Annotated in this window: 10 protein-coding genes; 5 read left to right on the forward strand and 5 right to left on the reverse strand. The window is 63.1% G+C overall.

Translation table 11 applies throughout. The features are described 5' to 3' along the window. Positions 1-104 precede the first annotated feature (104 nt). The 4 genes from E4633_RS11890 to E4633_RS11905 all read left to right on the forward strand — a co-directional run bounded on the left by E4633_RS11890 (position 105) and on the right by E4633_RS11905 (position 4,759). Positions 105-722 (forward strand): DcrB/PsbP domain-containing protein, encoded by a 618-nt coding sequence (locus E4633_RS11890; RefSeq protein ID WP_135870485.1) that lies wholly within the window; start codon positions 105-107, stop codon positions 720-722. Between the two features lie 301 nt (positions 723-1,023). Further along, positions 1,024-1,455, forward strand: a complete 432-nt coding sequence (locus tag E4633_RS11895; RefSeq protein ID WP_135870486.1) for a hypothetical protein — start codon at positions 1,024-1,026, stop codon at positions 1,453-1,455. A 15-nt stretch (positions 1,456-1,470) separates the two neighbouring features. Further along, positions 1,471-2,952: a glycerol kinase GlpK gene (gene glpK, locus E4633_RS11900; protein WP_135870487.1), complete on the forward strand. Its 1,482-nt coding sequence runs from the start codon at positions 1,471-1,473 to the stop codon at positions 2,950-2,952. Between the two features lie 193 nt (positions 2,953-3,145). After that, a complete protein-coding gene (locus tag E4633_RS11905; protein ID WP_135870488.1) occupies positions 3,146-4,759 on the forward strand; it encodes a glycerol-3-phosphate dehydrogenase/oxidase in 1,614 nt (537 codons plus the stop codon). Positions 4,760-4,933: 174 nt separating this feature from the next. On the opposite strand, the gene E4633_RS11910 is transcribed toward E4633_RS11905, so the two are convergent. From E4633_RS11910 to E4633_RS11925, 4 genes are all read right to left on the reverse strand, one after another. Next, on the reverse strand, positions 4,934-5,776 hold the full coding sequence (locus tag E4633_RS11910; protein WP_135870489.1) for a cytochrome C: 843 nt from the start codon (positions 5,774-5,776) through the stop codon (positions 4,934-4,936). After that, positions 5,764-6,198, reverse strand: coding sequence for a cytochrome C (locus E4633_RS11915; RefSeq protein WP_135870490.1), 435 nt, complete (start codon positions 6,196-6,198; stop codon positions 5,764-5,766). Before E4633_RS11915 ends, E4633_RS11910 begins: the two co-directional genes overlap by 13 nt. Beyond that, positions 6,198-7,502: a porin gene (locus E4633_RS11920; protein WP_246038080.1), complete on the reverse strand. Its 1,305-nt coding sequence runs from the start codon at positions 7,500-7,502 to the stop codon at positions 6,198-6,200. The genes E4633_RS11915 and E4633_RS11920 overlap by 1 nt, the downstream gene beginning before the upstream one ends. A gap of 95 nt (positions 7,503-7,597) precedes the next feature. Beyond that, complete coding sequence (locus E4633_RS11925) at positions 7,598-10,363, reverse strand: OmcA/MtrC family decaheme c-type cytochrome (RefSeq protein WP_135870491.1); 2,766 nt, start codon at positions 10,361-10,363, stop codon at positions 7,598-7,600. A gap of 387 nt (positions 10,364-10,750) precedes the next feature. Between E4633_RS11925 and E4633_RS11930 the strand changes: the two genes are divergently transcribed. Further along, a complete protein-coding gene (locus tag E4633_RS11930; RefSeq protein ID WP_135870492.1) occupies positions 10,751-10,966 on the forward strand; it encodes a GSU3473 family protein in 216 nt (71 codons plus the stop codon). Positions 10,967-10,968: 2 nt separating this feature from the next. Here E4633_RS11930 and E4633_RS11935 read toward each other — a convergent pair whose 3' ends face one another. Further along, positions 10,969-13,071 (reverse strand): coiled-coil domain-containing protein, encoded by a 2,103-nt coding sequence (locus E4633_RS11935; protein WP_135870493.1) that lies wholly within the window; start codon positions 13,069-13,071, stop codon positions 10,969-10,971. Positions 13,072-13,134 lie beyond the last annotated feature (63 nt).

Below are 13,134 nucleotides of genomic sequence, written 5' to 3' on the forward strand. Positions count from 1 at the left end.
AGGGGGAAGGGTGACCTTCCCCCCGACGGGGCATCAAGGTAATCCGCAACACGATAACCCGAGGGTGGCGACGCCCTCGGGCTATTTTCTATCCAGGAGATGCCATGAGAGATGTAGTTCGGCTGATTGTACTTTGTGTTTTGGTAACGGCGTTGGCAGCATGCAATGGGAAACCGGTTGATCAGCCATCGAAAAAGGGGGACGCGAAGGTTTCCGCCGAGGGTAGCGCCGCAAACCAGGAACTTGCCGCCGCCTTTCTGGACGGCGTGAAAACCGGCGACAAGGCCAAGATGCAGAAGGCGGCAAACCTGACCCCGGAAGAGATCAAGTCAAGTCTGGACAAGCTGGTTCACATCAAGCAGAACAAGATGACGGACGCCCAGCGTGCGGAATGCGAGAGCGTGCTGAAGATCTCCGGAGACATCGAGTTCTTCGCCGACAAACTGCGCAAGGTGCTCCCCGCGTCCGCCACGATAAAAATCAGCGGAACCAGCCAGGAGCTGACGCCGGTCAAACACCTGGTGCATACCGTCAGCGTGACCTATCCCAAGGCGCAGGACGCCATCAAGGACAAGACCGGCAAGACGGTCAAGGAACTGAGGCTTCCCCTGCTGCAGGTGGATCACCCGTTCCAGGCAAAGCAGGTTCACGAATTCGCCTTTTCCAGCGAGGTGTTCGAGAAGATATCGAACAGGGACTTCGAAGTTATTTCCTACTTCTGACACGCCCAATTATCAAGCTGACAAAGGAACAAATTGCAAGCAAAAGCCCCGACCGGTTCGGGGCTTTTTTGTTATTGCCACTGGAGCAAATAAAGAGCATCTCCTCATCTTTTTTGCTACACTGTCGCACATGAGAGTCTTGAGGTTTTTCAGCATACTACTATGCCTGATGGTTACATCTGCTGGTGCCGAGAATCTCGGTACACCCAGCCTCTCTCCTCCCATTACCGCTCTGCCTCTCCCTAAAAGTGATGATACTGCGCGTTTCTTCAAGACCGACCGTTTCATCACCAGCGCCGGTATGAGTTTCAACGCTGCGCCGGACCTAACGCTTGAACCTGAGCTGGGGATAAGCTATCGCGGCGCCGGACAGGAGCTGCACGGCGGCATCGAACAGTCGATGCACCGGCTGCATGCCCAGGCCGGCTGGCGCCTGTCGCTCTCGCAGGCGCTTTATTTCTCGGCCGGGGCAAAGTTCTCCATGCTTTCCGTGGAAACCCGGGGACTCACCGCAGGCGAGGAATTCGGCATCCGTCCCGAGTCGGGCTATCGCAACGTCTACGAGTTCTCCCCAAACCGTACACCGAGGTGGACCGGTGAGCTCGGCCTGCACCTCACCCCGCGCACCGATCTCATGCTTTACTATGACCAGGAGCCGGTCACCGGATGGTCCTACAGCGGCCAGCACCAGGAGGATAGGCTCGGCACCAGGTTCATCTTCAGGTTCAAATAGGGAAAAGGAGGACGTGTGGCATACCTGATTTCCATCGACCAGGGGACCACCAGCAGCCGGGCGACGTTGTACGGACCGCAAGGTGAGGCGCTGGCTACCGCCTCGGCCCCGCTCACCCAGCACTACCCGGAGCCCGGCTGGGTCGAGCACGACCCGGAGGAGATCCTCGAGGGACAGCTCTCCTGTCTGCGCGAGGTCCTGGCGTGCGCCGCGGAGCGGGGCGCTTCCGTCGCCGGAATCGGCATAACGAACCAGCGCGAGACGACGCTCATATGGGAGCGCGAGACCGGGCGCCCACTGCACCGGGCCATCGTCTGGCAGGACCGCAGGACGGCGGACGTCACGCAGCGCATGAAGGGGGAGGGGCTGGAAGCCGAGGTCCGGGAGCGGACCGGCCTTCTGCTCGACCCCTACTTTTCCGCGACGAAGATCGCCTGGATCCTTGACGAGGCGGGCCTCCGGGAGCGCGCCGCGCGCGGCGAGATCTGCTTCGGCACCGTCGACTCATGGCTCATCTACCGTTTGACCGGCGGTAAACGCCACGTGACCGACATCACCAACGCAAGCCGCACCATGCTCTTCAACATCAAGACGCTCGAGTGGGACGACGAGCTCTTAAGGATTTTCGGCGTGCCGCGCGCCATCCTCCCCGAGGTGCGCATGAGCGCGGGGAGCTTCGGGGAGACCTCCGCCGAACTCCTCGGGTGCCGTATCCCGATCACCGGCGCAGCCGGGGACCAGCAGGCGGCGCTCTTCGGCCAAGCCTGCTTCGCACCCGGTATGGCCAAGGCGACCTTCGGCACCGGCGCCTTCGTGGTGATGAACTGCGGCGAACGACCGGGAAGCGGTGAGGGGGTGCTCTCAACCATCGCCTGGCAGTTACCGGGGGAGGCGGTTCAGTACGCCCTTGAAGGGTCGATCTTCATCGCCGGCGCCGCGGTGCAATGGCTCGAGGAGGGGCTTGGCTTGATCGGGGGCGCCGCCGAGGTCGAGGGGCTTGCCGGCAGCGTCGCCGACAGCGGCGGGGTCTACTTCGTCCCGGCCCTCTCGGGTCTCGGCACCCCCTACTGGGACCCGTACGCCAGGGGTGTCATCGCCGGGCTCACCCGGGGGAGCGGCAAGGCGCATCTCGCCCGCGCCGCCCTCGACGCGATCGCCTTCCAGACCGTCGACGCGATCCGCGCCATGGAGTGCGCGGGGGGGATTGCGCTTAGCGAGCTGCGGGTGGACGGCGGAGCGACCCGCAACAACCTCCTGCTGGAGATCCAGGCGGGCCTTCTTGGCGTCCCGGTGCTGAGGCCGCGCTGCACCGAGAGTACCTCGCTCGGGGCCGCGTTTCTCGCCGGAATCGGCGCCGGAGTCCTCGACAAGGAGCGGATCGGGAAAAGCTGGAGCCTCGACCGACGCTTCGAGCCGTCCCTTTTGCCGGAGCGGCGCGCGGAAATGTACCGGGGATGGCAAAAATGCGTGCAACTCTCGCTCGGTTGGGCTAAGTAAGAAAGGCAGACAAGCAAAGGAGCTAAAGGCAAAGGCCTTGACGCGAAGACGCCAAGGCGCAAAGACGCGGCGTGCAGGCAGGGGAACAGGGACCCTGACCGAGTGACCTCGCCGGCAAAGCCCGACGATAAAGAAGGTCGTACCTTGTGGCTTTGCGCCTTTGCGTTAAAGATTTTGGTTTTGGAGGCAATTAGTGACGGACAGGAACGCGAACCTTGATCTACTGAAAAGCGGCCGGACCTTCGACATGCTGGTAATGGGAGGCGGCGCGACCGGCTGCGGCATCGCTGTCGATGCGGCCAACCGCGGCCTCTCGGTCGCCCTCGTCGACCGGGGCGACTTCGGCGGCGGTACGAGCAGCAAGAGCACCAAACTCCTCCATGGCGGCGTCCGCTACCTGGAGTCGGCGGTCATGCACATGGACCGGGTGCAGTTCAACCTGGTGCGCGACGGGCTGCACGAGCGCACGGTCCTTTTGAGGATCGCCCCGCACCTTTGCCACCGCCTCACCCTGGTGACGCCGCTGTACGGCCTGGGACAGGTTCCCTACGTCTGGTCCGGTCTCAAACTCTACGATCTTCTGGCCGGCGACGCGGGACTCGGGCACAGCCGTTTCGTTTCCCGCGGCGAGATGCTGCGGCGCTTCCCGATGATCCGGGAGGAAGGGCTGAAGGGGGGGGTGCAGTACTACGATGGGCAGTTCAACGACGTGCGCATGAACATCGCCCTCGCACGGACCGCGGCCAGGGAGGGGGCGGTGATCTGCAACTACGTGGAGGCTGTCGGCCTGGTCCGGGAGAAGGGGAGGGTGGCAGGTGCCGTCGTGCGCGATCCTATCAACGGGACTTCCTGGCAGATACGCGCCCGCTGCGTGGTCAACGCCTGCGGCTCCTCAGCGGACATGGTGCGCCGCATGGACGACCCGACCGCCGCTTCGCTACTAAGGGTGAGCCGCGGCATCCACATCGTGCTTCCCGGTCGCTTCGCGCCCATGGAGGCGGGGGTGATGATACCGAAGACCGACGACGGCCGCGTCCTCTTCATCCTCCCCTGGGAGGGGGCGTGCCTCGTCGGTACCACCGAGGAACCGGCCGATGCTGACGAACTGCCGCTCGCGCGGGAAAGGGACGTGGAGTACCTGCTGCGCCACGTGAGGCGCTACTTCAATCTCGGGGCGAAGAGTCAGGACATCACGGCCTCCTGGGCCGGGCTCAGGCCGTTGGTGCATGATCCCTTCACCGCCGATACCGCCGAGCTGGCCCGTGATCATGTCATCAGTTGCTCTCCCACCGGCCTCATCACGATCGTCGGCGGCAAGTGGACGACCTACCGGAAGATGGCGCTGGACACGGTGGACTACGTGGTGAAAAACGTGGGACTTGCTGCCACCGGGCCGTGTCGTACCGACCGCCTCGTGCTCGACGGAGGGGAGAATTTCAGGGACGGGAGTGCCGTGGAGCTTTCCCGGAACTTCGGTCTCGACCTGGACGTGGCCCTGCACCTGCACCGCTCTTACGGCGACCACGCCCTGGAGGTGGCACGGCTTTGTCAGGGGGGACTGGGCGAGAGGCTCGTTGCAGGGCATCCCTACCTGAAGGGGGAGGTCATTTATGCGGTGCGCTACGAGATGGCCCTCACCGTGCTCGATTTCGTCGAGCGGCGCGTTCCGCTCGCTCTCTTGGACCGTGCGGGGGCACGCTCCGCCGCAACCGCCGTGCTCGAACTGATGGCGTCCGAACTTGGCTGGGACAGGGGGCGGCAGGCAAAGGAGCGCGAAGAGGTGCATGAGCGGTTGGGGGGCAATTGACGCCTTGATAACGGTTGATCTTCCAATACCTCCCCTCTCCCTCCGGGAGAGGGTGCCCGGAGGGAGAGGGGAGGTGGACGTTGTGTGGCGGGAATCATTGCTTATCTGGAAAAAGGAAATAAGAGGGGGGCGCTGCGACGGCAGGCCCCCCTTTGTTCTTTCCGGTATGACTTTTTAGAAGTGGCACGCCGCGCAGAGGCGTCCGGTATTGGTGACCACGACCTGGGTTCTCGCGGTGGTGAATCCGGTGAAGGTCGGGCCGTAGCTCTGGTAGTTCGGCGTCGTCGGGGTGGTGCCGGTGATCCGGGTACTGCCGATACCGACGGATATGGTCGGCGGGGTTCCGGTGCCGTGGCAGACCGGGATGGAGCACTCCGCCGCACCGTAGGTCTGCACGTAAGCGCCGTGGGCGGGGAGGATGGTCGGTGCGATGCCGGGGCTCGTCGTGAGCCTTGCCGGGAACCAGTCCAGCGGGTGGTACGAGAAGGCGTTCCCCGCGTGGCAGCTCGAATCGACGACGCCTGGCCGGTCGTCGAAACAGGAAGGGCCGGAACCGGGGGCGCCCCGGTAGTCGGCACCGTGGCAGAACACGTTGGCGCATCTGGCCGTCGCGGTTTTCGCCTGGGAGGTAAAGGTGGTTCCAAGCGCGCCGGGGGTGAGGTCCGCTGCCGGGACACCCATGGCGACCACGCGGTCCCTGATCCAGGCGCCATGCCTGGCGTAGTCGTATCCACCCCATTCCAGCGGATGTACGTCGGTCTCATTCCCCATGTGGCAACTCGTGCAGGCTACCTTGGAGATGCCCCCCTTCAGGTCCGTGCCGTGGCAGGGCGTACAATCCTGCAGACGGCCGATGGCGGCGACCGCGTGGCGGGCGGGTAGCCAGTCGTCGGGATGTTCCTCTTTGTCCGGGTCGTAACTTGCGTGGTTGTTGGTGTCCCCACAGCCGGCAAGCGACAGCAGCAGCAGGCACCAAAGCATCACGGTAGCTCGGGCTGGTCTGGTTACTTGTGGCATGATTTGCACCTCTCGTTGTTTTGCCGTCCGTGGCACTTAAGGCAGGAGGCCGGGTTGATACGCCCCTCGATCCTGTGCCGGCTCAGGTAGTCCCCCCGGTGCGGGAGCGCCAGTTCGGGCCTTTCCTTGTACTTGTCGCTGGGGAGGATCTCTTCCTTGTGTGCGTGGCATTCGACGCAGAAGGACTCCTTGTGGCAGGCGCTGCAGGCTTCCCGCTGCTGGGCGGCGTAGAATTTGTGCTTCAGGTAGAAATCCTGTGCCTGGTGGTTCAGCGCCGCCCACTGGTCGGTGTGGCACTCGGCGCACCTGGGAAGCCCCTTGACCTCCTCCGGATGCACGCGGGCGACGCTGGTCGTGTTGGCGCAGGCATAGAGCAGGGAGAGCATCAGGAGCATCAAGGCAAGCAAGGCTGTCTTTTTCACTATTTCCCCTCCTTTCCGATGCCGAAGGCGTAGGTGACTTTCACCAGCCCGCGCAGTTCGTTGTCGAAATCGGCGCTCCGGATGTAGTCGAGGTCGGCGGCCACCCTAAGGTTCGGCGTGAGATCATATCCGGCCGCACCTGCCAGGGAAAAGGTGTTCTCCCTGCCGTTGATGCTCCTGTCGAAGTCGACGTCGAAGAAATCCAGGGCGACGTCGATGGGGCCGAACTTCTGGGCGGCCCATACGCGGTACTGGTTGTAGCGCAGACGGTTGGTGGAGCCGTCCATCCGGTGGTACGAGACCCCGGCCGCAAGCCCCCCTGCGGTGCCGAAGCTGCCGGTCGTCCCGTAGTAATCGGCGTTGCCGGCGATGTCGTACTCGTAATGGTTGTACTCGGCCGAAACGGCGATGCTCTTGGTGGCGTTGTAGCCGATGCTTCCGCCTGCGTTCCACATCTCCTCCCCGGGAAGGATGATGCCGTTGGTGAGGCTCAGAGCGCTCGTGGTGACGTGGTAGAAGTAGTCGTCGTAGTGCACGTTCTGCAGCGAGGCGCTGAAGCGCAAGGAGTCCGTGGGCGTGACGCTCGCGGTATAGGAGTGTTCCATCCACCCGTCGCTGAGCGAGTTGTAGGTTGATCGGCCGCTTATGTCGACCATGGCGATGGGATGCAGCCACAGGTCGATCCCTTCCTCCTCGCGCACGGCGTCCGGGCTCGCCTCGTCCCTCAAGGCGCTGATGCCGATCGTATAGTACTTGGGGACGGAGTGGGCGAGTCGCCCGCCGTAGATGAGGTCTCCGTCGTTGAAGTTTGGTTGCGTCACCACGGGAGAGCCGACAAAGGCGGCGGCGGTGAACCCTGCGGCCAGGTCGCTGCGCAGGGAGAGGCCGTCGATCCGCTCGGTGGCCACACCTTCGACCACCCACTGGCGCCCCGCGTCCACCCGGAAGTTGTTGCGGTTCGCGCGGTAGCTCAGGAAGCCGTACTGGATGTCGCCCTCCTCGCGGTGCTCGAAGCTGCGATCCCCCAGATCGACCCTCCCCCAGCCGCCGAGCTCCAGGGAGATGGCGCCGTTTTTCGTGGTGTCGCTTGCGGAGAGGTGCAGGTATTCGTAAAGCGGGAAGAGGTTTTCATCGTCCATCCCCTCCCTCATGCGCAGGATGGTGGTGGAGTTCCCCGAGATCGAGGTCGCACTCGCGCCCTGGTGGAGAAGGAGCACCAGGAAGCAGGACAAAAGCACGGTCCGCATGGGCTTTGAGGCAAAGGGAGGCGGATCTCCCGTCTTTTTCGCAGTTTTAATTTTCAAGACATTTCCTCCTTTCTTGATGCTGTCTCAGGTTGCCGTGGGGAAATGCAAAGTGGAAAAAGCCGGGGGCGTAAAGCCCCCGGCCGGTCGTGCTGTTACCAGTTCAGCATCTGCTTGATGAGAGCTTTGGTCGCACTCGTGGTTGTGGTCGTGGGGGCAACGGAAACCACCGCCGGGCGGTTCGCGGCGTGCATGGTGATGACGTCTGCGACCTTCCCTTGGCCGTGGCAGAGCGCGCATTGCTCGGTCAGCGACGGCAGGTCCGTGCGGACGACACCCATGTCGGTGTAGGACGGGCCGTTAAGAGCCGCGCCTAGCTGTGCGCCGTTTGCCTGCATGTGGGCCTTGGCAAGCGGGGTGTCGTGGCAGCTCACGCAGGCGGCGGTGATCGGTGCCACCACCAGGTCTTGATCGTTCGGGACACTGGCACGGGCGGCCGTGAGGGTGGTGGTGCTCGGCGTTGCTATCGAGGCTGCACTGCGGGTCACCTGGGTCGACGGGAGCGCCCTCGGCGCCAGCGCACTCACAACATCCGGGGTGTAGCTCTGCTGGCTGATGTGGCAGGCCTCGCAGTTGCCCAGCATGTTCGGGAAGGTGATCTCCTCACCGGCGATGAGCGTGATGCCGGCGCTCGGGCCGTTGCGCACGTCGCGGATCGGGTCGGTGCGGGTTGCACCGGCATGGATGCCGTGGATCAGGTCCTTGAAGTTGTTTGAGAACTCGGGGAAGGTGAGCGCATACCCCGCGGTCGTCTTGTTGAAGGCCGGATCCCAGGTCGTCAGGATGCTGAGCTGAACCGGCGTGAAGTTGAAGCCGGAGAGCTTGGTATTGCTGATGGTGCGCCCCGAGGTGGTCAGGTTCGGGTTGTGGCAGGTCACGCAGACCTGGGTCTGGTAGACGCGCTGCCCGCCGTGGGCTTCGAAGAACTCGTGGCAGTTCTTGCACTTGTCCGGATCGACTACGGTGCGGCGCACGGCGTCGCCGGTGACGGGGACGATCACCGCCCGGGCGTGGCGCCCGGCGATCGAGTTGTCGAATCCGGTCTGGGTGAAGTAGCTTTGCATCGCGACGGCGCGCATCTTGGCGCCGGCCGGGAAGGCGGAGGCGGCGTTGATGGTCGCCGTGTAGTAGCCGCTGCCGTCCGGACCGGTGATGCTGCCTGTTGCGGCGTTGTTCGTATTGAGCAGGGTTGCGATGGAGATCGCATCCGGCTGCGCCGCTACCTTACCTAGGTTGTTGTAGTCAGCCGGGATCGCCGTGCCGGTCTCGAGCTGCGGCATTGCGTAGGCCAGAAGGAAGCTCGGACTGCCGGTGAACCCTGGGAGTGCCACGGTGAGTCCTGCCGCCGGTGTCGCCAGGGTGATCGGCGTGTTGGTCGCCTGGTTGAGGATGCGGAACTTGATGGCGAGGTTGTTGCTCGCATCGACGGTGGCGCTGGCCAGGTCGTAAGTGAAGCTGGTGAGCCCTGCGGGCGCTTCGGGGTTGAGCGGAGTCACGATGGCCTGCGCGTGCGATTCTGTGATCGCGGTCGGGGTGTGGCAGGCGTTGCAGCTCGCATCGTTCAACTGCACCGGATGCGTCGTGGCGGGGTTGGTGGTAGTGGGGGTGATGGTGCCGGTGGAGAAATGGACGTTGTCGTGGCAGGCACCGCAGGCTTTTCTGCTCGGCATGGTGCGCCAGTTGTTGCCCTGCGGCGTCACCGCCTGCTCCTTCGCGGTGTCGGCACGGTGGCACTTGCGGCAAAGTGCTGCGCTCTGCGGGTAGGCGACCTCATTGAAGTGGACCCCTGCATAGCTGTAGCCGGTCAGGGTGAGGTTGCTCCCCATGTGGATCTTGTGGACCATGGTCACGAACTCGCCCAGGATCTGGGCCTCGTCCGTCGAGGGGTCGGCAGTGCTCACGTCGGCGGTCACGTAGGTGTTGCCGGTGAAGGCGCCGCTTGTCGCGGTCGAGATCGCCCTTCCATAAGCGCGCTGGCTCGTATGGCAGATCGCGCAGTAGCGTGTGTCGACCCGGTCGAGGTGAGGCGTGGTGACACCTAAGCCCCACCCCTGCTCGTTGAGGTTATTCGGATCGCCCGGGTTGCCGTGGCACTCGTTGCAGTATTTGGTGAGCACGATGTTGCGCTGCGCCGCGTTGGAGGTCGACGAGGTCACGCGGGTCCCGGTGGCCGGAACGAAGTCGTAGACGAGGTTGATGGCGTTCTTGTACGCCACGGCCGGACTCGTGCCGGGGATGTTCCCGCCGTAGGCGACCACGAGGCGGTGCGTCTTGCTGGGATCGTAGGTGAGATCGCCCAGGTCGTTTCTGCGGTTGTTGCCGGTGAAGGTCATGGCATTGACTTGGCCCTGGATCAGCTTTACGTCGCGGGCGAAGGTGTAGCGGTACTTGCCGTTGCCCAGATATTCGAGCTTCCCTTCACGGTCCGAGGTCGGCCTGGATGCGGCTGCGGCGGTCCCGCCGGTGGGGACGGTGGTTACGATATAGTTCACCCAGTGCGAAGGCGTGCCGTTTGAGGCGGGTATCAGTTTTGCGAGCGAGAAACCGAGGTTGTTGAGCCGCCCCGTGGTATCCCTGCTCCCGATCCCTTCGACGGCCTGGCCGCTGGTCGTTTTCAAGGTGAAGGTGACTACGGGTGGGCTTTGGATGGTGACACTGTCGACCGTGCTGGCGTTCTGGTCAAATGTGATGTTCGCCAGTTGATCGGTGGTGGCGGTGCTCAGGTTAGTAAAGGCGCCGCCGGGTGCACCGGGCTCCCCCTTGGGACCCCTGTCCCCTTCGCAGCCGCCCAGGAAAAGTGCGGCTGCAGCGGTTGAGGCAATCAAAAAAGACGAGAATTTCCCTAAAACCTTGCGTTGCATAATTCCTCCTTGTCGCGGGTCTGGCCTGCATAACCGGATCAGAGTGTTCCGTGAGAGCGGGGGAGGGGTGACTTATGAGCTGTCGTAGGCCGTCACGTTCATGTGAGCACCTCCTCAGTTTTATTAGTAATTTCAAACATAGTGAAGAAACTTAGCAGTTGTTCATGAAATGGCAAGCGTTTGGAGACGGTTTTTTGGGTGGCGGAGAGGGGGAAGTGAACGGAGGGATGTCTGCGGTTATTGGGTTGGGCGATGGGGTGTATCGTTGAGGGCGATGTCTTGTTGAATAGATAGCCGGAGTAGGCTAGAATGACACTGGTCGATGAGAATGATTCATGAGGAAGGAGGCGGGAGGAGTTTCACCAGGAACAAAGGAGCGTGTTAGAGATGGGAATCACGGTGATTTTTGAAAACGGCGAAGAGAAGAACGTCCCTTCTTATATGCTGGACTACCTGATCCGGGAGAGGAAGATCGTCGCCTTTATGAGATCTTCGGGATGGGTCGAAATCGGACGTGATCCGATCAGAAAATCGCAGCAACCCCTTACCAGATCCGGAGAGCGGTGGAGCGATTTCCTGTTCAAGAGAAGTCAGCAGTCCTAGCTTCAGGCAGGTCCTACCAAACGCAGGGCCGGGCATCGCTTGAGACGCTCCATCTTCTTCTCAGCTGAGCCCTCAAGCGATACCGGTTCCATCATCAAGCCGACCTCTTCGGCAAAACAGATAGCCCCCCTCACCGTTCTCACATAGGAATCGTCGTCTTGCGGCTGCTCTTCAGGGAGGTAGACCCTGGTCCGCTTGCTCTGCGTTCCGTAGATCGCCGCGAAGACCTCTTTCTTATCCTCTTTGCGCAAACAGCAGATATATCCCTGGCAGCTTTCCTGACCTCCGTTTCCTTCCGGCGACAGATAGGCGTTGTTGATCGAGTGGTGCAGTTCCAGCACGTCCTCCGTATTTCGCACCTCAATTGCCGAAAGGCCGCTTTCCAGCATGAACAGAATCGGCGCTCCGTCGTCCGCCCCGAAGTGGAAGCCGCCCCCCGCAAGGTCCCCCAGGGGGACGAAGAAAGGTTCCTCCTGGCCGGGCGGGGGGGATGCGACATCGGCGCCGGCCGTGGGGCCGCTTGAGGGGGGCGTTGCGGACCAGTCATGTTCCTGCTGCTGCGGGACATTGAATTCCTCGAAGCGCGCCACTTCGCCAAAGGCCGGGTTCGGGGGGAGGGGTAAAGGAGACTGCCGCGACCCGTCGTCCTTTTGCTGCACCTTGGGGGACTCGAGGTGCGGCCGGTAAGGCCAGTCGTCGGCGGGACTTTTCTCTAGCTGCGGTGCCGCCGCCGGAAGGGCCTGGTCGCGTTCGGCCTGGACCTGCTCCAGTTCGCGGCGCAGGTCTGCCAGATCGTGGCGCAGATCGGCCAGTTCGGCTTCGGCGGCGCCGAGTTTCTCGTCCGAGGCGGTGGCGCGTCGGAGGGCGTCGTCCCTTTCTTCTCCGATCCGCTGGAGTTCTCCGCGCAGATCATCCGGCTCGCTCTCGGCGGTCGCTTGCTGCTGCTCCAGCAGGGCGGCACGGTGCTGTGCAGCATCCTGCGCCGCTTCCGTTTCGGAAAGGAGACGGCGCAGTTCGGCAAGCTCCTGCTCCTGTCGCTCCTTCTCCTGCGTCACCGCGGTCAACCGCTGCGAAGCGTCCTCCCGCTCCCGCCTCAGCCGTTCTAGCTCCAGGTGCGCCTCTTCCAGCTTCGCGGCCGTCTCGCGCTGCCGTTCACCTGCTTTTCGCTCCGACTCGAGTGCCGCATCACGCTCTTCGGCAAGCTGTGCCAGATCCTGTCTTGCCTGGGCCAGGTTCTCCACCATGGCCTCGTGCTCCTGCTCCGTACTGGCGTGCTGCCGCGTGAGCGCTTCGAGCCGCGTCGCCAGACCGGCAGCCTCGTCGAGGGCCTGGGCTGCCTTGGCCTCCTTTACATGAAGCTCCTCTTCTGTCTGTCTTGCTTGCCCGAGGATCGCCTCCTTCTCAGCGGTCAGGGCGGCGCATGCCTCCCTTGCCGCGGACAGTTCTTCCGCGTCTTGCTGGTGTTGGAGGGAGAGCTGTCGCAACTGGGCGGTCAGGGCGTCGCGCTCGGCCAGAAGGGCCTGGTGCGCCTTGCCGGTTTCGGCCTTTGGCTGGCTGCCCGGCTCGGACGCTTCCTGGCGGGATGCCGGTGGAGCCTGGATGGCAGGAGAAAGGAGCGGGGTGGGGGCGGTCGTGGCAGGCGGCGCCTCCTCCTTTACCTGCGCCTTCTGGGCGATCGGGAGTGTGGGCGCTCCGGCCAGACCCTGCTTTAACGCGGCGGCCACCTTGGCCCCCGGGAGGCGCAGGATCTTCGAGTTGCGCACGACTACCTCGCGCATGGCGGGACTGTAGCTCAGGTCTACGCGCTCGGGCGAGAACCCCATGGCCCTGGCACATTCCAGTGCCTCTTCCAGGTCACGTGAGTACTCGGCTTCACTTGTTCCCTTGCCGGGAGCGGTATAGACGAAGATCTTGCGGTCGTTGACGACAAAGGTGAGATAGACCTTTACCAGCGTCTTCTTCCTGATGGCGCACAGGTGTGCCTCCATCGATTCGGGGCGGGAACCGGGCGAGGAACTTCTGGTGACAGGTGCGGAGCGAAAGAGGTCGAGAACCTCGGATTCCGCGACTTCGATACAGCCGATGGTGCTATCCAGTGCCAGCATGAGACCTCCAGTACCCGTTTGAATCGGTTACCGAATGAAAAGCCGCGTTGCCTTGTAAATGAT

Origin of the sequence: Geomonas terrae, from assembly GCF_004791675.1 — a bacterium.
Classification (GTDB): domain Bacteria; phylum Desulfobacterota; class Desulfuromonadia; order Geobacterales; family Geobacteraceae; genus Geomonas; species Geomonas edaphica.